Source organism: Blautia sp. NSJ-175 (genome assembly GCF_022867815.1).
Taxonomy (GTDB): Bacteria; Bacillota; Clostridia; order Lachnospirales; family Lachnospiraceae; genus Blautia; species Blautia celeris.
The window spans coordinates 53,182-76,060 of sequence record NZ_JALIFQ010000010.1; the positions used below are offsets into that span (position 1 = coordinate 53,182).

The 22,879-nt window shown below is 45.5% G+C and carries 18 protein-coding genes; 1 reads left to right on the top strand and 17 read right to left on the bottom strand.

The features are described 5' to 3' along the window. Positions 1-144: 144 nt before the first annotated feature. From MUB35_RS16395 to rho, 14 genes are all read right to left on the bottom strand, one after another. Complete coding sequence (locus MUB35_RS16395; protein WP_033141258.1) at positions 145-1,179, bottom strand: tetratricopeptide repeat protein; 1,035 nt, start codon at positions 1,177-1,179, stop codon at positions 145-147. Positions 1,180-1,198: 19 nt separating this feature from the next. Then, on the bottom strand, positions 1,199-2,545 hold the full coding sequence (gene glmM / locus MUB35_RS16400; RefSeq protein ID WP_033141259.1) for a phosphoglucosamine mutase: 1,347 nt from the start codon (positions 2,543-2,545) through the stop codon (positions 1,199-1,201). A 121-nt stretch (positions 2,546-2,666) separates the two neighbouring features. Beyond that, complete coding sequence (locus MUB35_RS16405; RefSeq protein WP_033141260.1) at positions 2,667-3,587, bottom strand: nucleotidyltransferase family protein; 921 nt, start codon at positions 3,585-3,587, stop codon at positions 2,667-2,669. 336 nt (positions 3,588-3,923) lie between these two features. Then, positions 3,924-4,913 carry a uroporphyrinogen decarboxylase family protein gene (locus MUB35_RS16410; RefSeq protein WP_033141261.1) on the bottom strand — a complete coding sequence of 330 codons (990 nt, stop codon included), beginning with the start codon at positions 4,911-4,913 and terminating at the stop codon, positions 3,924-3,926. Between the two features lie 25 nt (positions 4,914-4,938). Next, the gene (locus tag MUB35_RS16415) at positions 4,939-5,760 is read right to left on the bottom strand and encodes a carbohydrate ABC transporter permease (RefSeq protein WP_052099430.1); all 822 of its coding nucleotides are present in this window, start codon (positions 5,758-5,760) and stop codon (positions 4,939-4,941) included. Between the two features lie 15 nt (positions 5,761-5,775). After that, on the bottom strand, positions 5,776-6,660 hold the full coding sequence (locus tag MUB35_RS16420; RefSeq protein WP_033141263.1) for a carbohydrate ABC transporter permease: 885 nt from the start codon (positions 6,658-6,660) through the stop codon (positions 5,776-5,778). A 62-nt stretch (positions 6,661-6,722) separates the two neighbouring features. Further along, complete coding sequence (locus MUB35_RS16425; RefSeq protein WP_103731406.1) at positions 6,723-8,000, bottom strand: ABC transporter substrate-binding protein; 1,278 nt, start codon at positions 7,998-8,000, stop codon at positions 6,723-6,725. A 181-nt stretch (positions 8,001-8,181) separates the two neighbouring features. Beyond that, positions 8,182-9,774: a response regulator transcription factor gene (locus MUB35_RS16430; protein ID WP_033141265.1), complete on the bottom strand. Its 1,593-nt coding sequence runs from the start codon at positions 9,772-9,774 to the stop codon at positions 8,182-8,184. A gap of 19 nt (positions 9,775-9,793) precedes the next feature. After that, a complete protein-coding gene (locus MUB35_RS16435) occupies positions 9,794-11,569 on the bottom strand; it encodes a sensor histidine kinase (protein WP_033141266.1) in 1,776 nt (591 codons plus the stop codon). 195 nt (positions 11,570-11,764) lie between these two features. Further along, positions 11,765-12,838 carry a peptide chain release factor 1 gene (gene prfA / locus MUB35_RS16440; protein WP_033141267.1) on the bottom strand — a complete coding sequence of 358 codons (1,074 nt, stop codon included), beginning with the start codon at positions 12,836-12,838 and terminating at the stop codon, positions 11,765-11,767. Further along, complete coding sequence (gene prmC / locus MUB35_RS16445) at positions 12,831-13,700, bottom strand: peptide chain release factor N(5)-glutamine methyltransferase (RefSeq protein WP_033141268.1); 870 nt, start codon at positions 13,698-13,700, stop codon at positions 12,831-12,833. The genes prfA and prmC overlap by 8 nt, the downstream gene beginning before the upstream one ends. After that, positions 13,687-14,733, bottom strand: a complete 1,047-nt coding sequence (locus MUB35_RS16450; RefSeq protein WP_033141269.1) for a DUF1385 domain-containing protein — start codon at positions 14,731-14,733, stop codon at positions 13,687-13,689. Before MUB35_RS16450 ends, prmC begins: the two co-directional genes overlap by 14 nt. Before the next feature lie 120 nt (positions 14,734-14,853). Beyond that, complete coding sequence (gene rpmE, locus MUB35_RS16455) at positions 14,854-15,057, bottom strand: 50S ribosomal protein L31 (RefSeq protein WP_018593782.1); 204 nt, start codon at positions 15,055-15,057, stop codon at positions 14,854-14,856. A 104-nt stretch (positions 15,058-15,161) separates the two neighbouring features. Further along, positions 15,162-16,691, bottom strand: a complete 1,530-nt coding sequence (gene rho / locus MUB35_RS16460; RefSeq protein ID WP_033141270.1) for a transcription termination factor Rho — start codon at positions 16,689-16,691, stop codon at positions 15,162-15,164. Between the two features lie 219 nt (positions 16,692-16,910). On the opposite strand from rho, the gene MUB35_RS16465 reads away from it, so the two are divergent. Continuing rightward, a complete protein-coding gene (locus MUB35_RS16465; RefSeq protein ID WP_033141271.1) occupies positions 16,911-17,279 on the top strand; it encodes a VOC family protein in 369 nt (122 codons plus the stop codon). A 122-nt stretch (positions 17,280-17,401) separates the two neighbouring features. Here the strand turns inward: MUB35_RS16465 and clpX are convergent, their stop codons facing one another. From clpX to glmS, 3 genes are all read right to left on the bottom strand, one after another. Beyond that, a complete protein-coding gene (clpX, locus tag MUB35_RS16470) occupies positions 17,402-18,838 on the bottom strand; it encodes an ATP-dependent Clp protease ATP-binding subunit ClpX (protein ID WP_033141272.1) in 1,437 nt (478 codons plus the stop codon). Between the two features lie 231 nt (positions 18,839-19,069). Continuing rightward, complete coding sequence (locus tag MUB35_RS16475; RefSeq protein ID WP_033141273.1) at positions 19,070-20,854, bottom strand: trypsin-like peptidase domain-containing protein; 1,785 nt, start codon at positions 20,852-20,854, stop codon at positions 19,070-19,072. Between the two features lie 120 nt (positions 20,855-20,974). Further along, the gene (glmS, locus tag MUB35_RS16480) at positions 20,975-22,801 is read right to left on the bottom strand and encodes a glutamine--fructose-6-phosphate transaminase (isomerizing) (RefSeq protein WP_033141314.1); all 1,827 of its coding nucleotides are present in this window, start codon (positions 22,799-22,801) and stop codon (positions 20,975-20,977) included. Between the last annotated feature and the right edge of the window lie 78 nt (positions 22,802-22,879).

A 22,879-nucleotide genomic window follows, 5' to 3' on the forward strand; every position in this document is an offset into this window, starting at 1 on the left:
TCCTGTGTTCATTTTTCTGCCGGTGCCCGCAGCGCTGTATCCGGCGCCTCTGTATGCAGCAGCAGATTTTATCTGTATAAAAAGATAAAAGAACAGAGTATTATGCCATACTCTGTTCTGATATATCGGAAATCCGGCGTTTCTTTACCTTGTCTCCAGAAAATAATTTTCTTTCACTGCTCTCTCATCTGTAGGATAAGCCTCCAGATATGCGGTTATTTTTTCTTTTGCAGACGCATAGTCCATCTTCTTTTCATAGGCCACGATTTCATTGAACAGAAGTGCCTGTTTCTCGTCCTGGTCCCCCGTGTCCAGTCCCTTCTGAATATTGGAGAGGGCACTGTCATAGTCTCCGTCCAGGATATCGCAGTAAGCCATACCGTTGTAAGCTTTTGCCTGCAGTGACTGCTCACTCAGGCTCTCTTTATAATTTGCCCGGGCATTGGCCGTATCGCCCTGTTCCGCGTATACCTTGCCCAGATAAATGGCTGCCTCTTTATATCCGTCATTGTAGGCTGTGGTCAGCTCTTTTTTTGCCTTATCATACTCCTCCAGATAGTAGTAGACACGGCCTCTGTCATAGTGGTCCCGCTCATCACCGGCCTCTATATCCAGGGCCATCTCCAGATAAGACTCTCCGTCAGCCTTCATGTCACACTCTTCGTATACACGGTAGATTTCCAGATAGTCATTATACTCTTTGGAATCTGCAGCCACTTTTCCAAAGTCGGATGCCGCCTTATCATACTGATCCAGATGGAGATAGGCCGTTCCCCTGAGGAAATATCCCTCTTTACTGTTCTTCACATCCAGCATCTGGTCGCAGGTGGCTGCACTTCCCTCAAAGTCACCTCTTTGGTACTGCACCACAGCCAGATATGCCAAAATGTCGGCTCTCATGGCCTTCTCCGAATCAGCGGCCAGGTCCCTGGCTTTTTCCAGAGCCTGCTGTGCCTCTTCGTATTTTCCCATTTTCAGATAGGCAATGCCCTCTCCCCTGAGAGCCTCCACCTCATATTTCTCCTCGGCGATGGCCAGCTCAAAGTTTTCGATGGCACTCTGATATTTTTTCCCCTCTAAATCTTCCGCGCCCAGTTCATAATAGCTGGGTGTCTCTTTTCCGCATCCTGCCATAAGACAGAGGATGCATCCTGTCAGAACAATAAATTTTCCCTTCACAAATAAATTCCCCGTTCGTTTACTGTACGATCAGATTCTCAGACCTCATGACAGCAATCACTTTATCTACATTTTCTTCACAGATCTCATTGGAAGCTGCTTCCACCATTACGCGGATCACAGGCTCTGTACCGCTCTCGCGCACCAGAATCCTTCCGTCATCGCCCAGGGCTTTTTCCACCTCTACAATGGCTTTCACCACTTCCGGATTCTCTCTGGCTTCCTTCTTATCATATACCCGCACATTTTTCAGTACCTGCGGATAAATCTTCACTTCTTTGGTCAGCATGCTGAGAGGCTGTTTTTTCTCAATGATGACTTCCATCAGCTTCAGGGAAGTCAGAATGCCGTCACCTGTAGTGGCGTGTTTGGAGAAGATAATGTGGCCGGACTGCTCGCCTCCGATAGAGTGGCCGTTTGCCATCATATTCTCGCAGACGTATTTGTCGCCCACGGCTGTCTTCTCGTATGCAATGCCTTCTCTCTCGCAGGCTTTGTAAAGACCCAGGTTGGACATGATGGTGGTGACAATGGTGTTGTTGTTTAACTTGCCCTGCTCCTGCATGTATTTTCCGCATACATACATGATCAGGTCACCGTTCACTTCATCGCCGTTCTCATCCACTGCGATACAGCGGTCAGCATCTCCGTCATAGGCAAAGCCCACATCCAGATGATTTTCCCTGACAAAATTTTTCAGTTCCTCAATATGTGTGGAACCGCAGTTTGTATTGATATTGGTTCCGTCCGGGTCATTGTGGATCACATAGGTCTTGGCACCCAGCGCATCAAATACACTCTTTGCAATGGCAGATGCGCTGCCGTTTGCGCAGTCAAGGCCCACTCTTTTATTCTTAAAGGCACGTGTCGGAATGGAGATGAGATATCCGATATAGCGGTTTCTTCCTGCGGAGAAGTCCACTGTGCGGCCGATATCCTCTCTCTTTGCCAGAGGCAGCTCCGGTACCTTTCCGTCAATATACGCTTCGATCTGCTCCTCAACGGATGCTTCCATCTTCTGTCCGTTGCCGTTGATGATCTTAATTCCATTGTCATAGAATGGATTGTGGCTGGCTGAGATCATGATACCACAGTCAAAGTTCTCTGTGCGCACAACGTAGGAAACGCTGGGTGTGGTGGTCACATGCAGAAGATATACATCTGCGCCGGACGCTGTCAGACCTGCAACCAGTGAATATTCAAACATATAGCTGCTTCTTCTGGTGTCCTTGCCGATCACGATCTGCGCCTTATGCTCCTGTCCGAAATACCATCCCAGGAAACGTCCCACTTTAAATGCATGCTCTACTGTCAGGTTTACGTTAGCTTCCCCGCGGAAACCGTCTGTTCCAAAATATTTTCCCATAACTGACTCCTTATACAAATGTCCAATTTCTTTATCTTTTCGTTACCGTATTATAAAATATCACATTTTTTGTGATTTGTCACTGTTATTGTGGAATCCGGATGCCTGCGGCACTGCCTGTCTATGCGTATAAATCCTTTTTGTATACGCCCTGCTCTACCAGATCTGCGAAAGCTTCCATTACTTTTTCCTTGTCTTCCTGATATGTAACGCCAAACCAGGTGTCATGTGTCTTGAGCACAGCCACATCTGCCTTGTTCTCTTTGATGAGCTTATCCACGATAGTGGGAAGAAGATATTCCTTCTTCAAATCCTCCGGACCGCATTCCTTTAAGAATTCCACAAAACCCTCTTCCAGTGTTCTTAAAAATGCAGGTGTCAACCCCCACATATTCATGGATACCAGGTTCTTGGGGTCCAGCATACAAAGGCCGCCGTCCTCTGTCTCCACGGCCGGACCCTCTTCTGTCTTCTTAATATTGTAGGTCTCCGCGATTCCCACCAGATTCTTATTCTCATCCAGAGAGCAAATGCCCCTGGTCACAGAACCGTTGTCGCTCAGTGTGTTCTCCAGAATAAATCCGGCCATGCAGATATCCAGCTTACCTGTATCCTCATGCTCTTCCACCAGATAGTCATGGATCTTTACATAAGCTTCCTTGCCGTAGTAATCGTCTGCGTTGATGACGATAAACGGCTCTTTGAGCACTTCTCTGGCTGCCAGGATGGCCTGTCCGGTTCCCCATGGCTTTGTGCGCTCCTTCGGGCAGGTAAATCCTTCGGGCAGGTCCTGCAGATCCTGAAATACATATTCCACCTCTGCCACCTTCTCGATCCTGTTTCCGATCACTTCACGGAATTCTTCCTCTATGTCTTTCCTGATGATGAATACGATTTTGTTGAATCCTGCCTCCAGGGCATCGTGAATGGAATAATCCATGATGATCTCACCGCTCGGCCCCACTTTTGCAAGCTGCTTGATTCCTTTTCCAAAGCGGCTGCCGATTCCGGCTGCCATGATTACCAGTGCTGTTTTTTTCATGATTTTTCTCCCGTTCCTCGTTTATAAATTCTATATGTTACCAGTCTGTCCGCCTGGAGATCAGGCGTCAGAATACCAATTACCACTCTTACCATAAAATACTTACTTCCATAATATATTACAATTTACCGGGAAATGCAATGTCATTTTCCTTATGGTAACAGGAAGCAACTCTGATTATGCTTCCTATTGTATCATAGATGTGTTGTCATATACAACCTGGAATTATCGTGCAGGCAGCAGCATATCTCTTTTTTCTTCATAATAAAATATGCCGGGCAAAAAGTATCATCCCATACTTTTTGCCCGGCAGTTCCACTTTAATTCTTTGCTACATCAGCAGTTTTTCATAAAATCAATTTCCTGTCTCAGTTGTGCTTCCGTCATATGGATTGCCGCCGGCTGCGGATAAGCTTTGTACATAAAGCCTCCTTTTTCCGTACTCAGAGCCTGTACCATATCCCTGATATAGCTGCCCATCTCCTCCTTTGTCATCTGCACACTATGCTGGATATCCACAGGGCACAGGAAACATATCTTACCGTTCCATTTGCCCAGCAGTTCCAAGCCCATATTCATCTGCTGGTCCATCTGAATCACGTCCACACCAAATTCAACAAAGATGTCCAGAAGGTATGTAATATGCCCGCAGGAGTGAAGGAAATATTTCATTCCTTTTTTATGGATGTAATCCACAAAACTCTTCATCCTGTCATAATAATACTCTTCCCACATTCCGTATGACATCATAGGCCCTCTCTGCAGCCCCCAGTCCTCCCATGCCATAACAGCATCCATACCGGCCTCAGCATAACCGTCCACCATCTGTTTTCCCACTTCATAGAGACAGTCGATCAATCGGTTTATATTTTCTTCCTCTTCATAATAATCCACCATGCAGTTGGCATATCCCCGCAGATTGATTATTTCTTCCATCATCATGCCAAGCCCCCCTACCAGAAACTTATCCGGATAAAGCTGCCTGAGCCTTTTGGCCTCTGTATATCTGCTGGGCGCTGTGAAATCCGGCAGATGATTTTTCCAGTTCTCGAAATTATCCCAGGACTCCAGAGGCGGATTCTTTACCTCCCCCATAGTCTCTCCAAAGGTCTCCATCTTATATCCCCACTGGCTGTATCCTTCCGCAACAGGTACAAATTCAGGATCATAGCTGGATACAATGTAAATGTCCGCATCGTACTCCTTCAATATATCCTTTGTGATTGCCTGATTCAAAGCGTCTGAATCAAAATCCAGACAGATGGGAATTCTGTCAGGTCCTTTTCCCTCTATGGCATTCAGTACACATTCTTTTGATGTCTGCATTGTCTTTAATCTCCTTTACATTTATTTACTTTAACACAGCTCCTGCTGCAAAACTTTTCTCCACCTGCTCACTGCAGATACAATAAAACAGAATCAGCGGTATACACGTTATGACAATTGCCGCAGCCATGGGGCCCAGTGCAGTTGAATAGGCGCCTCGAAAAGCAGTCAGACCAATAGGCAGGGTATACAGTTCAGAAGTCTGCAGATAAGTGGATGCCATAATAAACTCGTTCCAGTTGCTCATGAAGGTGAAGATAGCTACAGTGGCAACTGCCGGTTTCAGTACCGGAATAATAATATGTACAAACGATTTGATCACACCGCATCCGTCAATAAATGCAGCCTCCTCCAGTTCATGAGGGATACTTCTGAGAAAATTACTGATTATAAACACTGCCAGCGGCAGACCCGCGGCTATATATGGGATAATGATACACCAATGTGTATTCAGCAGTCCTGCTTTCTGCATGATCAAAAACAGAGGAATCAGGGTTGCATGTATGGGAACCATCATCCCCAGCATCAGGAATCCCAATGCGGCATTGCTTCCCCTCCATTTCATTCTCGTGATCGCATATCCCATCATACAGCTCAGCGCAACTGTGATGGCTACACTTACAAAAGTAACCAGCACACTGTTCAAAAAATATTCCGCCACATTTCCTTTCAGCCATGCCTCCGCATAATTGCCAAATACAGGAGTTTCCGGCAGCCTTAATGAGCTGGCCGTATAAATTTCACTGTTATTTTTCAGAGAAAAATTAATAAGCCATAGAAGCGGAAATATCTGAATCACTGAAAATATTATTAAAATTATGATTTTGACTGTATTCTTCTTCTTCATTGCCATTTCCTCCTGTCAATATTCCATGGGTTCCCTTGACATAACCTTGTTGATCAGCAGATAAACCCCAATACATACCACACAGAGCATTACTGCAATGGCACTGCCATAACCATAATTAAATTTCAAAAATGATTCCTTATACATATGAATCGCTATGGTTGTTGTAAGATTATAAGGACCACCTGCAGTCATAACATAAATATTGTCGAAAATCTTAATGCTTCCCACCACAGCAAGCACAAGGCAGACTTTTAATATATCCCGAAGCATTGGAATAATAACACGGAATGTTACCTGAAAACCATTGGCTCCGTCCAGTTTTGCTGCCTCCTCATATTGTTCCGGGATTGCCTTTAGCCCCGCGTAGAGAATAATCATGTGGTAACCAATCCACTGCCATATAACCGGAACAATGGCTGCGATCAGGCAGGTACCTTTTTCCGACAGCCACTCATGCTGAAAATTTGACAAGCCTACAACTCTTAGAAATTCATTTAAAAGTCCATAGTTTACATCGTAGATTTTCTGCCACATAAGCGCAATTGCTGTGGTAGATAAAAGCACAGGTATGAAGAACGCGATTCTGAAAAAGCGCGTTCTCTTTTTCATACTTGATAAAAGCATGGCAAAAAACAGTGCTGGCACTAACTGCCCAATTACTGCAACTATCAGAATGACCAGCGTATTTAGAAGCGCTTTTCTAAAAACCATGTCACTGGAAAATAGTTTTATATAATTGTGAAGTCCCACATAATCCTTCGGACCGATTCCCTTCCATGATGTAAAACTCAGGTTTACGGTATACAAAATGGGATAAACAAAAATAAAAGCGAATATAAGAAGTCCCGGAATCATAAACAGCGCAATAACAGGTTTGTTGGACAACATTTTTTTCATTCTTCTTCCCCCTTCAAACTGGACTGTCCTCATTTTAAGGACAGCCCTGCACTTCTTTTATATCATCCGCCTTTGATTATGCTTTCCAGCTGCTTGATAAAGTTATCTGCGTCCACTTCGCCAGCAAATTGCTGTTGGGATAAATCCCTCATAGGCTCACCGATTGCAGTATCCAGATATGTGAACCACCACAACTGTGTTTTCTCCATTTTTTTGAAATTCTCGATATATGTTTTCATCATTTCTGTTTGTCCGGCCTCTTCAATGTCTGTCTCAAAATAGGTCTGCTCTCCGTTTTCAGCAAGGTGGTCATTCAAAATCTTGGAGTATTCCACTGCCAGTTTGGCTGCTGCTTCCTTGTTCTCTGAATTCGCGTTGACTGCAATTCCCGCATCCGCAGCATTTCCACAGCAGGATAGATATGGATCTTCTGCCCCTGTTTTAGGAAATACCGTACATCCTAAGTTCTCATCAGATTGCAGTGCGGATACCTGCCAGGAACCCGTAGGATACATTGCTATCTTTCCAGCTTTCAGCAGCTCTACACATTCTGATGGTGTTGCCTGCATATAACCGGTCTGAAATGCATTTCTTTCTATCAGTGTCTCCACCTTTTCCGCAGCCTCCACAAATGGTTTACTGGTAAAAGTACCTCCGTCTTTCATAGCGTCTGCAAATGCATCTGCATCTTCCCGCACCACCATCATATTATAAAAGAGGTCGCCTTCCCATCGATCTTTATCTCCAAGTCCCATGGCCCCGATTCCCTTGGCATTGCACGCATCTACTACATCCAATAATGACTCCCAGTCTGCAGGAACCTCTTTGCCCATATCTTCAAAAACTGCTTTGTTATAAAAGAGACAGTAGGATTCCAGGGCCCCTGTGGGCACAACATAGTTATGACCATTCTCGTCCTTTTGTGCATAGGTATCATAAAGTGTATAACCGGATTCCTCAATCGCATCTTCTAAAGGATAAAGGGCATTCGCCGCTAAAAAAGGTTCACTATAAGAACCTCCCCATGTATAAAACAAATCCGGCAGCTCATTTGCCTGAAGCATAACCCTGATTTTTGTTTTATAAGTTGCATCGTCCACACGCTCGATATTGATCTTATAACCAAGCTTATCCGCAGCCTCCTGAAAACTGTCTAACTTTGCGGGATTGTCCGTTTCCGGATCAAAATGTACCAAAATAGATATTTCGGCATTGGCTTCCGATTTACTGCCTTCATTACCAGCCGCATCATTTACCTCATCATTGCCTCCGCATCCCGCCAGCGTTCCAATCATTGCTGTTATTCCCAACAACATACTTATTTTTTTCGTCTTTCCCATTTTCTTACCTCCTTGATTCGTGTTTTATCTATGTTTAGATTCTATCATTACAGATTAACGAAAAATATAGAATATATTCCGACTGCGTTAAATATATTCATCATTTTATTTTATATATATTAATAGGCTGCAGCCTTACATTTTCTGTAAAACTGCAACCTATTTTATTCTTCCCATGGTTTTATTCACCGGCATAAATTTCTCTGTATTCACCGGCGGTAATTCCCGTATGTTTTTTAAACACCTGCGAAAAGTAAGGATAATCCGTATATCCCACCATTTCAGCGATTACATAAACTTTATGTTCCGTCCTCCGCAGAAGCTGCTTCGCACGATCCATCCTGACTTTGGTAAGATAAGAAAAGAACGTCTCACCCTGTTCTCTTTTAAATATACTGCACAAATAATTTTTACTCAGATGAACAGCGTCAGCCACATCTGCGAGGGAGATTTCTTCTCCAAGATGCTCGTCCACATAATGTACAATCTGCCCCATAATCTCCCTGTTTTTTCCCGCCGAATCTGCTGCCGCTTCATCCACGGTCTCCTCTGTAATTTCCAGAACAAGGTCTCTCAGCATATCGCCTGTTTTATAGTCATTAAGCGCAGCGATCACTTCCCTGATTTTTTTCTTTCTCTCCTCATCCGGAGAGATATTAAACAGCTCTGTTAAGATAAGAATGGTCTGGCTGTAAAACTGCTGGTATATGGCTTTATTTTCTCTCATCTCCACATATATTTTTTCAATCAGCTTAACTGCACTTTTTTTATTTAAAGCCCTGAGTTTCATACATATCTGGTTCATAAGTTCATGATCATATTCCACACTTTCATTTGAAAATACTCTGACCTCATCATAGAAAATACAGCTTCCCTCTCCCAGATTGCATCTTTCCTCCAGAGCCGCCTCACAGTCCTTTCTCGCCATATATAATTTATGATAATCTTCATATACACAGCTGACTCCCACGGACAAACTAGTTCTTGTAAGATTTTTGAACTCACTCAGTATAATTTCAAGCAGTTCCTCCATGGATTTTCCCTCCGGCAGTGTATCAGAATCCTCAACTACATATAGCAAATGCTTTCCCTTTACAAAAGAATCACTGACAAACAGCCCTTTGGTATTTTCTCTGATGATCATCCTCAACTGTACCCACAACAGTTCACGCATTTCAGGTATAGTGTCACAAATTTCTTCCCGGTCCAAATCAAAACACCAGAGTCTGAATGGGTCTCCTTTCAGTTCTGAACCATAATACTTCAGACTCTCCATCAGGTTTTGCCCCTCTGGAATAATTTTATCTGCCAATTCACTAAAAAACTGGTTTTTCAGTATGGGAATATTTTTCTCTGCCTCTTCCCTGAGTTCCCTGATATTTCTCTCCAGGTCCGCTTTTCTCTGAATCCTTTCATAGACCTTCTGCAGAGCCTGCTCCAGCTCTTCTTTTTTAGTGGGTTTCATAATATATTCCATGACCCCTGCCCGCATGGCAGAACGGGCAAAATCAAACTCATCATATCCGCTGATTATGATAACCTCTGTTTTTGGGTAATTTTCTCCTATAAATTCTGCCAGCTCAATACCGTTCATCTGCGGCATCATCACATCGGTTATCACAAGGTTCGGCCTGTACTCCTTCAGTAATCTGCATGCTTCCTCTCCACATTCTGCCGTTGCACAGATAGAAAACCCGAATTTTTCCCAATCAATGACTTTGCTTATGTTTCTCAGAATCACAGGCTCATCATCCACCAATAACACCTGATACATTGCTTCCTCTGCTCCTTCCCTAATCGTCCTGCCTCAGTTTGTCTACAGGAATCCGTATAGTGACCTTCGTCCCTCCATTTTTCCGGTTCTCGAACCTCAATGCGCTGTCTTCCCCGTAACGCATTTTCAATCGTTCATTTACATTATAAATGCCATGTCTGTGCCTTTTTCCGCTGTTATCATAGGTATTTCCGTCCAGCAGCACAGCAACCTGTTTCTCATCGATTCCTGTTCCGTTATCCCAGACACAAATCACCAGTTCTCTATCCTCTTCCTCGGCTGAGATACCAATATATCCTTTTTCAGGTTTTGACTGAATGCCATGCAGGATACTGTTCTCCACCAACGGCTGAAGAAAAAATTTGATAACCCGGTATTTCATCACAGACTCCGGTATATCAATAAGGTATACCAGCTTATCCTCAAATCTTTTTTTCTGCAGCAGGAGATAGTTTCTGGTGTTTTCCACTTCTTTTGACAGCTCAATTTCTTTTTCTCCCCTGCCCAAACTGAACCTGAACATTTTGGAAAGGCACTGAATCATTTCTGCTATTTCTGTTTGGTCATTTGCCATTGCCTTCCAACTGATGCAGTCCAGCGTATTATAGAGAAAATGAGGATTGATCTGTGCCTGCAGGTTTTCAAGCTGGGCCTGCTTTGCATTTAACTTTTCCCTCATGACCTCGTTTACAAGAATATGTATGCGGTTGATCAACCTATTGTACGCATCTCCGAGTTGAATGAACTCATCAATCCTTCTGATTTTAATCTCTTCCTTAAAGTTCTGGTCCTCTGCGCGCCCCATAATCTCATTCAGATTTTGAAGCTCCCGCGTAACGCCATGCGAAAACCGGCTGTATATGTAAGAGGCAATGATGATCACGAAACATGTGACAAGCGCCACGATTAGGATATTAATCCACTGACTGCTCAGGACAGCACTCACCATGCCTACACACAAATAGTTCCATTCCATGTGAGTGTCATAACATCCTGTAACAAAATATTTTCCATTTCTTTTACTGTCTATTTCTTCTTTTTCTGCAGCTTTTATTTCGCTTATGAACTCCTGTACTTCCTGATTTTCTGTTTCAGGTCCAAACAATAACTCGCTCTCACCCCCATATATATAAAATTCCCCTATAGCAGGATTGCTCAGGCTATCTACCATTTTAGACAGATATTCATTGTCAAGAACAACCATGAGAATTCCAATTCCGTCTACAGTGTCTCTTTTATTAATCACTCTGGCAAACAAAATTTTATTTTTCTGTTCTCTGATTCCACTAAAATCAGAACTTACCCATATAAAATTCCCTTTTTTCTGAATCACATCAGGGTACCAGCTCTGTTTCTTCCATACTGACAGATTGCTGATATAAGAAGGACTATCCCCAACTGTAAAACCATTTCCGTTTAAATCAAAAACAGAGAGTGATTCAATATAATCCTGTTCCATAATCAATCTGGTGATTTCCTCCTTAGCCTGCTGCAAAATATTATTATAGGAGGGATTCTGATGTTCTGCTGTCAGCATATTTTGGATGCTGGAGTCTGAAAGAATAAATCGTGATTTATTCTCTACATCAGTTGTAATATATTCCACATTCCTTGATAGGTCCTGAATGAACTGCGAAGCATATGTTGAATAGTTTTTCACGGTTATTTTACCTGTTATGATTGCCGAAGTGGCTAAGATTATAAGAACTGCCAATATAAAGATACTGTTGAAGGTCAGCATCAAAGATGGATATAACTTTAGTTTATAAAACCAGTTTTTCATTTTAATTTTCATTTTATCATCCGCCCTCTACATTATATATAATTTGATTATAACAGATATAAAAATAAAAAAGAATAGTTGACAGGCAGATGGAAAATAATGTAAGTTCGCATTTTAAAACACCGTACAATTATAAAATGGGGCTGCTACACCTATTATTCACCGGTGCAGCAGCCCCATTTTTCACAGCACAACGGCTGTCTTATGTTATTTATCATTCATTTTCGTCAACTTAGCCGCCTGGTCTGCAGCCGTAAGACTGTCTATGATCTCTTCCAGATCACCGTTCAGCACACCGTCCAGACGATGCAGTGTCAATTTGATCCTATGATCTGTCACACGTCCCTGGGGGAAATTATAGGTCCTGATCTTCTCAGAGCGGTCCCCGGTACCCACCTGGCTTCTTCTGGCTTCTGCCTCCTCGTCGTGGCGCTTCTCCAGCTCCATCTCATACAGTCTGGAACGAAGCACCTTAAGCGCTTTGTCTTTATTCTTGAGCTGTGACTTTTCATCCTGGCAGGAGATGACGATTCCTGTGGGGATATGGGTCAGACGTACCGCAGAATCTGTGGTGTTGACACACTGGCCGCCGTTTCCGGAAGCACGGAATACGTCGAACTTACAGTCATTCATATCAAGATGGAAGTCAATCTCCTCTGCCTCCGGCATGATTGCCACCGTTATGGTGGAGGTATGGATACGGCCGCCGCTCTCTGTCTCAGGCACACGCTGGACGCGGTGTACACCGCTTTCATACTTCAGCCTGGAATAAGCGCCTTTTCCGTTGATCATGAAAGTGACCTCTTTGAAACCGCCGATGCCGTTCTCATTGAGGCTCATCATATCTGTCTTCCAGTTCTGGGACTCCGCAAATTTCACATACATACGGTAGATCTCCGCCGCGAAAAGCGCTGCCTCGTCTCCGCCTGCACCTGCTCTGATTTCCACAATAACGTTCTTCTCATCATTGGGGTCCTTCGGCAGAAGTAAGATCTTCAGCTCGCGCTCCAGCTCCTCAATACGCTTCTTGGCGTCTGAGAGTTCTTCTTTGAGCATCTCGCGCATCTCCGGGTCTGACTCTTCATCCAGCATCATAAGGCTGTCTTCTACTGTCTGTTTACAATTTTTATATTCACGATACGCGTCCGCTATGGGCTGCAGATCGCTCTGTTCCTTCATCAGCTTCTGGAAGCGCGCCGTGTCATTCGCAACTGTAGGCTCATTTAACTCATTTAAAATCTCCTCCAGACGAATCAAAATATCATCTAACTTATCAAACATGGTGTTCCTCCTGTTTCTTTCTTCCCAGCACCACCCTGTCAAGGCCTGCCAGGTCCTTCACTACTCTTATCTCTGTATATCCGGCATCCTGCAGCATAAGGCGCACCGGGCCGCCCTGGTTATATCCGATCTCAAAAGCCAGAATCCCTCCGGGCTTCAGATGATCCCCCGCCTCACATGATATCCTTCTGTAAAAGTACAGACCATCCGCGGTCCCGTCAAGGGCCATTCTCGGTTCGTGGTCCCTTACTTCCTCCATCAGGCTGTCAATGACATGACTCTCTATATAAGGCGGATTGGAAACGATAATGTCATACGTTTCACTGATATCTGCAAATAGATCACTTTTTTTCCATACAGCCGGTATCCCCATCTCTCTGCTGTTTTTTGCTGCCACAGCAAGGGCTTCTTCGGATAAATCCGCTCCAACCCCCTCCGCTTCTTTTAAAACGGACAAAAGAGCCAGCAAAATGCAGCCGCTGCCTGTGCACATATCCAGAATCCTGGATCTGCTGCTGCCCGCCTGCATCTTCCCGGCTTCGAGGAGCACTTCCTCTACCAGAACTTCCGTATCCTGCCGTGGAGTCAGCACATGCTCATCCACATAAAATTTCAATCCATAGAACCAGGCCTCGTGGGTGATGTGCTGGAGAGGAATGTGCTGTGCACGTCTCCTGATCATCTCCCTGTATTTCTCTGCCTGCTCCCGAGACATTTCCTCGTTCTCCCTCATAAAATAGGAAGCCCGTGTCATGCCTGTTATATATTCCATCAAAAGCCATGCATCAGTTGTACTGTCTGCGATTCCGGCTTCTTCCAGTGTCTTTCTTCCCTCCAGAAGAAGTTCTCTATGCGTCTGCATAACAGCCCTCTCCTGTTTCACATCTGTGTGAAGCGGCCATGCGGTCTTCTTCCGCCTGTGCGATCTTCTCACGGGCATCCGGGAAATTTTCCAGAAGATATGCCTTCCAGTCAAAGACTGCCTCCACCGCCGCGATGGCAACCTCCGCCATATCCGGTGTGGGTTCTTTTGTGGTCAGCTTCTGCATAGCCATACCCGGCTTTGAAAGCGCACACACCACAGGATTCTCACTTCTTCCCGCCAGCCTGATAATTTCATAGGAAATACCGGCGATCACCGGCACCAGCAGAATACGGATCACAACCCGCAGCCACATGGTATGTACCGGCACAACAGCAAAAAATCCCAGGAAAAATATAATACTCACAACAATGACAAAAAACAGAAAGCTGGTCCCGCAGCGTTTGTGGAGTCTGGAGCTCTCCATAACGTTTTCCACGGTCAGGGCCTTTCCGTGTTCCACACAGTTAATACACTTGTGCTCTGCCCCATGGTACATGAACACTCTCTGGATATCCTCCATCTTGGAAATCAAAAGCAGATATCCCAAAAAGAGCAGGATTCTCACCAGCGCCTCCGCCAGGGTCACCCCTGTCTCCGAAGCGCCTACCCTGTGCAGCAGGCTGGCGATCAGATACGGCAGCACCATGAACAGACCTACAGAGAGGATCACAGAAAAGATCACGGTTCCTGTCATGAGGATACTTTCCTGTTTCTTCTGTTTTGCGTCGTATTTTTCCCGTTCTTCCTGATTCAGGGCTTCTCTCTTTTTAATCTCCTCCTCTTCCTCCTCAAAGAAGGTTGCGGAGTACATCAGGCATTTTGTGCCCACTACCAGCGAATCAATGAAATTGAACACGCCTCTGATAATAGGAAGAGAGAGTATCTTTTTGTTCTTAATAAAACTCTTGTAGTCTTCTATCTTAACTTCAATCTCTTTGTCCGGCTTTCTGACAGCTATGGAGTATTGATCCTGATGACGCATCATGATGCCTTCCATGACTGCCTGTCCGCCGATGTTAGATGATTTCATCTATACCTCCATATCATACAAATCCCCAAAAGCAGCAGCGATTTGCCAAAGCAGATACTATACTGCTCAGGATATACAATAAGAGGCTGAAGTCCTAAAACCTCAGCCTCTCCCGTTTTTTTATTTGTCCATGCCGTATTTTTTGTTGAACTTATCAATACGTCCACGAGCCTGTGCAGCTTTCTGCTGTCCTGTATAGAAAGGATGACATTTAGAGCAAACTTCTACGTGGAGTTCTTTCTTTGTAGAGCCTGTTTTAAATGTATTTCCACAGTTGCATACTACTGTACATTCCTGGTAGTTTGGATGGATTCCTTCTTTCATCTTTTTCACCTCTTCTATCGTTTGTTATTTATCTTTATTTTGCGTTTTACAAATTCAAACAGCTTTTAAATTATAGCATATGATTTTTATAAATGCAAGCATTATTATAGAAATCGTTGTTTTTTCACTGTCTGTACAAATTCATTGTTATTGCGGGTGTGTGCGAACATATTTAAGATGTTCTCAAGGGCATCATCTGCCTTCATTCCGTTCAGGGCTTTGCGCATGATATCCACTGCCTCATGCTCCTCTTTTGTGAGCAGAAGATCCTCTCTTCTGGTACCTGATTTGGAAATATCAATAGCCGGGAATACGCGCTTTTCCTGAAGTCTTCTGTCCAGAACCAGCTCCATGTTGCCGGTACCCTTGAACTCCTCGTAAACCACATCATCCATCTTGCTTCCGGTATCCACAAGGGCTGTGGCAAGGATCGTCAGGCTTCCGCCCTCTCTCATATTTCTGGCAGCACCGAAGAAGCGCTTTGGCATGTGCAGCGCCGCCGGGTCAAGACCGCCGGACAGCGTACGGCCGCTTGGCGGAACGGTCAGGTTGTAGGCTCTTGCCAGCCTTGTAATACTGTCTATGAATATGGTAACATCTTTCTTATGCTCCACCAGACGTTTTGCACGTTCTATGGTCATTTCGGAAACTCGCTTGTGGTGTTCCGGCAGCTCGTCAAAAGTGGAGTAGATGATCTCCACATTCGGTCCCTGAATGGCTTCCCTGATATCTGTTACCTCCTCAGGCCGCTCATCGATCAGCAGGATGATCAGGTGCATCTCCGGATTGTTTTTCAAAATGGATTTGGCAGCGTCTTTTAAGAGGGTTGTCTTACCTGCTTTCGGAGGAGACACGATCATACCCCTCTGCCCTTTGCCGATTGGGCTGACTAAGTCCACAATACGCATGGCAAGGCTTCCGCCCGGACGCTCCAGGTGCAGTCTCTCATTGGGGAATATAGGGGTCATGTCCTCAAAATTCAGCCTGCGCATCTCATTCGGTTTGATTCCGTTAATGGATGTCACGTAAAGGAGGGCAGAAAACTTTTCGTTCTGGCTCTTCACTCTTGTATTACCCCGGAGAATATCCCCGGTCTTCAGATTAAATCTGCGGATCTGTGAGGGAGACACATACACGTCGTTCTCACCCGGCAGATAATTCTCACTTCGGATAAACCCATAGCCGTCCGGCAGCACTTCCAGAATGCCGCTCACACTCATGCCGCTGTCCAAGTCTGACTGCTCCATAGGCGGGCGCTCTGTACGGCTCTCCTGCTTTTCTTCTTTTCTGACGTAGGTGCGGGACTCCTGACGATCTTCCTGACGGCCGGACGTTCTTGTCTCCTGGCGCTCTTCCTGGCGGCCGGATGCTCTTGTCTCCTGGCGCTCTTCCTGGCGGCCGGATGCTCTTGTCTCCTGGCGTTCTTCTGCCTTGCCCGCTCTTGACCCATTTCTGGATTCCTGTTCGCTTTCCTGGGGAGCACTGCTCTCCTTCATCTGGCGCTCCTTGTCATCTTCCTGCACCATGCGCTCCACCAATTCACTTTTTTTCAGGGTGGAAATTCCTCTCATTCCTCTGGCCTTGGCAATTTCTTTTAATGCCCCCAAAGACAGGGACTCATATTTTTCTCTCATTATATTAATCCTTTCTTTAAAAATCGCAACAAATGGGTAATCGTCTGATTCGACATGAATAGATCTATGAATATTTCTCTTTCTTCTATAATCCTACCATACTTTCTGGAAAAAAGCAAAAGAATAATATGCAATTTATAATTTTTTTCTTCCGATGCCTTATTGTCATCTGCCCTTACTTATTTTATAATATAAAAAAAGAAAAGGAGGCTGTTTTTTATGAAATTTCAAATGATACATGAGAATTATAATGTAGCTGACTTGTCACGCTCTCTGACATTTTACCAGGAGGCACTGGGGCTTACGGAAAAAAGACGCATCACCGCGGATGACGGTTCCTTCATCATTGTGTACGTGGGAAATGATACTACAGACTTTGAACTGGAACTGACATGGCTCCGTGACAGAGAAGAACCATACAGCCTGGGCGACAATGAATTCCATCTGGCATTTCAGGCTGATAACTATGAGGAGGCTCATGCGCTTCACGAAAAAATGGGCTGCATCTGTTTTGAAAACCACGATATGGGCATCTATTTCATCGCGGACCCGGACGGCTACTGGCTGGAGGTTGTTCCTGCCAAATAATACACCGCAGGTCTGCAGGATATCCTGTATCCGAAGGGCTGCTGCATCAGGCCGATGGCTTCTGATGCAGCAGTCCTTTTTTATACAGGTAAGCTGTAAAGTACTGCTCCTTCACATTGCTGTCAGTTCATGCTGATCCTCGGAATCTCCTGGCCCCGCAGAAGTATTCTGGGGCCTCCGGTGTGTTCAATATATTCCTTTGTGATTATGACTTCCCCGATATTCTCATCCTTTGGAATCTCATACATGATATCCAGCATATATTCCTCCAGAATCGCGCGCAGGGCTCTGGCGCCTGTATGTTTCTCCAGGGCCATCTTCGCAATCGCACCAAGGGCTCCGTCGTCAAATTCCAGCTTCACCTCATCCAGTGCCAGCAGCTTCTGGTACTGTTTTAAAATGGCGTTCTTAGGCTCCTTGAGAATCTGCACCAGCATCTCCTCTGTCAGACCGCTGAGTGTGAAGATAATGGGGAGACGTCCCAAAAACTCCGGAATCATGCCGAACTTCTTCAGGTCATCCACGATCACCTTATCCAGTATATTGGCATCATGGTCATACTTGTCTTTCAGGTCAGCAAAGAAACCGATGGATGCCTGCTTATTCAGACGCTCCTTGATAATATTCTCCAGATCCGGAAAGGCTCCGCCGCAGATAAAGAGAATATTCTTGGTATCCACAGTGGTCAGAGGCACCATGGCATTCTTGCTGTTGGCCCCCACCGGAACCTCCACCTCACTGCCCTCCAGCAGCTTCAGCATTCCCTGCTGTACGGCCTCACCGCTTACGTCTCTCTGGTTCGTGTTCTTTTTCTTTGCGATTTTGTCAATCTCATCAATAAAAATGATTCCGTGCTCTGCACGCTCCACATCATTGCCTGCCGCTGCCAGAAGCTTGCTGACAACACTCTCAATATCATCGCCGATATATCCTGCCTCAGTCAATGAGGTAGCGTCTGTGATTGCCAGGGGTACATCTAAAAGTCTTGCCAGTGTCTTGACCAGGTAAGTCTTGCCGCTTCCTGTCGGCCCGATCATCAGCATATTGGACTTTTCAATTTCAATATCATCCGCCCTGTCCGCAAATACTCTCTTATAATGGTTGTAGACAGCTACTGACATGACCTTCTTGGCCCGTTCCTGTCCGATCACGTATTCATCCAGGCTGGCTTTTATTTTGTGGGGCGCCGGGATACTTCGGATGTCAAATGCCTTGGATGCTGTATTTTCCTGCTTTGGTTCCTCTTTTTTCTTTTTCACCCGCTGACGCTTTGGAATCTGGTTCTGCAGCGTGTTCAGATCGATCATGCTCACGTTGGGCATGTTCTTCATTAAATCGTTATAGTCAATCGGTGCGTTGTTCATGGTGTCAAAGCTTTTCTGCATGCATTCCACACAGATATGGATATCGTTTGGCAGGTCAATCATTTTCCCTGCTTTGCTCTCCGGCCTTCTGCACATGAAACAGATTTTTTCATAGTCTTCCTCGTCATTTGAGGAATTATCTGCGGTTAACTTGTCTTTTTCGGATTTCTCCAAATAGTCCTTATCGTCTGCCATTTCCTATTCTCCCTGCCTTTTCTATATAAAATTTGATTATTAGTGATTTTTTGTATCTGTTCAGTAAACTGAATCGTTACATTTTTCTATCGTTTGTGGGTATCTTATCACAAATTCATATGAGTAACAAGTAAACTTTTCATTAACTGCCTGTAAAGCCGGCGAAGAAAAAGGCATCTGCCTGCACACTTCCATGTACAGGCAGACACCTCTGTCTGCTGTTTTTTAACTTTAACGGCTCTTTTCCTCTTCCTGGGTTGTTGTCTTGGCGTCTTTCTTGGCCCCCAGTGTTACGGTTATGGTCTGTTCTTTGTACTCACCGTTCTGGGCACGTGAGATAACAAAATCCACGCTCTCCCCTGCTTCGTAATACTGCAGTCTCTCGATCAGCTCATCTCTGGTATTCAGGCTTGTTCCGTCAATTTTCAGGATGACATCGCCCTTCTGGATACCGGCCTGTGCTGCCGGACCGTTTTCTTCCAGGCTGTATACAAAGACACCTACAGGCATACCGTACACCTGAACTGCCTCGGATGTCACATCCGTACATGTGATGCCGAGATATGATGCTTTATTTTCATCTTCCACTTTATATCTGGTCTCTTTGCTCATCAGGTCATCCAGGATCGGTTCTGCTTTGGAGATTGGAATCGCGAAGCCCACACCCTCCACTTCATTGGAGGCGATTTTCGCTGAATTGATGCCCACCAGCTCCCCATTCATATTCAGAAGGGCGCCGCCGCTGTTGCCCGGATTGATGGCTGCGTCTGTCTGGATAAATGTGCTGTCTGCATTCTCAGAGCTCACCTGACGGTTCAGGGCACTTACATAACCGCTGGTCACAGACTGCCCGTATCCCAGGGCATTGCCGATAGCCACTACTTGGTCACCCATAGTCAAAGAGTCGGAATCACCGATGGTGGCTACTTTGATCTCCTCCAGAATATCCTGAGGGATATCGGAAAGCTTTACAGAGATAACTGCAAGGTCATTATCAGCATCCGTACCTTTTACCTGAGCTGCCACTGCACTGCCCGGACTTTCCGTTTCTTCCCCGTCGACACCCTGTTCGCTGCTGGTTTTCTCCACCTGGGAACTGGTAACCGCGCTGCCGTCCTGATTGGTGAAGAATACCGTCAGGGAATCCGCACCGCTTACCACGTGATTGTTGGTGGCGATCAGAAGCTCTGTGTCATTCTGGCTCACAATGATTCCCGAACCGTTGCTTGTGGCCTCCTGTGCCTGCTGTCCATAGAAATATTTGTAGATGTCAGGAAGCTCCTGAACACTCACCCCTACAATAGAGACAATGGAGGGCATGGCGTTCTTTGCCACCTGCGCTACAGTCGCACCGGATGTGTTGGAGCTGCCGGTGCTGATTGCATCCTTTCCCTTTGCGGGAGTATCTCCTGTTGTCTGAGTGTTTTCTATTTTTACATTCTCTTTCGGGTTTACTTTATCGCCCACATAATTGGTGGCCTGGAAGACAATGCCTGCCACCAGACCGAACACTGCCGCACAGGCTGCCGCTGTTCCCAGTTTCTTGCCGATTCCGCCCTGGGATTTTCCGGGCTTTTCTTTTTTATTGTTTTCCGGAGGAATGGGGGAGGTAAATTTATAGGAATCATAGTTTTTCTTCCGTTCCTTCTCATACCATTCTTCTTTTCCGGACTCGCTTTTGTAGGACCTGGCATATACAGGATTTTCCGGCGTAGGGGCCGGCGCAGGTTCTTCTGCTCTCTGCTGTCCACCTGCCGGCTGCTGAGGAGCACCGGCTTCAGCCGCTCCTGACGCTGTATCTGTATTTCCATATACCGGTGTTTCTGAAGCCGCTTCTGCGTTTCCATAACCCGGTGCTGTCTGCTCCTGCTCTGTTGTTTTTTCTTCTGCGGCTTCTTTCATGGTAAAGTTTACGCTGCCCGGAGTTTCCGTAATGGAAGGATTTTCTTCCGGTCCCTTATGTTCTTCCGCCATGCCGCGGTTCTCATTCATGCCCTCATTGAATTCTTCACTCATGATACATTCTCCCTTCACTGCTATCTATCCTGAAATATCTTACTATTTATCTTTCTGAAACATAGTCTACCAGCCATTTGTGTTCAAATTGTGATAAAACAGCAAAGAAAAAATGAAATTCTATTCTACAGTTACAGATTTTGCCAGGTTTCTCGGTTTATCCACATCCAGCCCTTTTCCGAGAGATACATAGTACGCAAAAAGCTGAAGAGGTACCACTGCCAGAGAATTGGTGAAATATTTATTTGTCTTTGGCAGATAGATCACATAATCCGCTGTTTTTTCAATTTCTGTATTGCCTACATTGGTCACAGCCAGCACGAAGGCGCCTCTTGTCTTGACCTCCTGGATATTGCTGAGGGTTTTCTTGTAAAGCTCCTCCTGGGTGGCAACCGCTGTCACAAGCGTATCCTCCTCGATCAGGGAAATGGTGCCGTGCTTTAATTCCCCTGCAGCATACGCCTCGGAATGGATATAGGAGATCTCTTTTAATTTCAGGGAGCCCTCCAGGGAAATGGCGTAATCCAGGCCCCTGCCGATGAAAAATACATGCTCTGTAGCCAGATAACGGTTGGCGAATTTCTGGATTCTCTTCTTATTCTCCAGAAGCATCTCAATCTGTCCCGGAAGCTTCTTCAAATCCTCCACCATCTCTGCCATCTGCGCGTCGTCAATCTCACCTCTGGCCTTTGCAAATTTCAGAGCCAGCAGATAATGGGCGATGAGCTGTGTGCTGTATGCCTTGGTGGTGGCAACCGCAATCTCCGGGCCGGCCCAGGTATACATCACATTGTCCGCTTCCCTGGCGATGGAGCTTCCCACCACATTGACGATCCCCAGTACCCGGATTCCATGCTCTTTTGCCTCCCGGAGAGCTGCCAGGGAGTCCGCAGTTTCTCCTGACTGACTCACAATGATCGCCAGGGTATCCGGCTCATAGATGGGATGGCGGTAGCGGAACTCACTTGCCAGATCCACCTCAACCGGAATTCTCGCCAGCCCTTCAAACACATATTTTGCGGACACACAGGTATGGTAAGCGGAACCGCAGGCGATCATGTAGATCTTGCGGATGCTGCGGATCTCGTCGTCAGACATTCCCAGCTCCTCAATGACCACATTTCCATCCTTAATGCGGGGATTAAGAGTGTCGCCGACAGCCTGGGGCTGTTCATACATCTCCTTGAGCATAAAGAACTCATAGCCGCCTTTTTCCGCAGCGTCAATATCCCATTCAATTGTGGTGGGCGTTTTCTCCAGCTCCTCCTCATCAATATTGTAGAAGGTAATGTCATCCTTTGTCATGCAGACAATCTCTTCATTTTCAATAAAATATACATCTCTGGTGTATTTCAGCACTGCCGGAACATCGGAGGCGATCAGATTGCCCACGCTGCTTCTTCCCACGATGAGAGGACTGTCTTTCCGCACTGCATAGAGTTTATCCGGCTGATCACTGAACATGATGCCCAGTGCATAGGAACCTTCCATGCGGTGCATAATTTTTGCGATCGTCTCTAACGGGTCCCCTTTATAGTAATAATCCAAAAGGTGAGCAATGATCTCTGTGTCAGTCTCTGACACAAATTCATAGCCTTTGGATTCCAGTTTCTTCTTCAGTTTCATATAGTTCTCGATAATTCCATTATGTACCACTACGATGGATTTATCTTTATTGAAATGGGGATGGGCATTGACATCGGACGGAGAACCGTGGGTAGCCCATCTGGTATGTCCGATCCCTACCGTTCCCGGCAGGGTTGCTCCGCCGTGGGTGAGCTCATCCAGAATTTTCAGCCTTCCCATGGATTTCATCATCTCAATGGTCGTTCCGTTATAGACAGCAATTCCCGCGGAATCGTATCCTCTGTACTCCAGTTTCTCCAGGCCTTCCAGCAAAATAGGTGCTGCCTGTTCTTCTCCGATATAACCAACTATTCCACACATAATCATTTCCTCCATGTAACCGGATGCAAAACATGTATTCTTTGTCTTATTATCCGGCATATTTGTCCTTCTATCCAT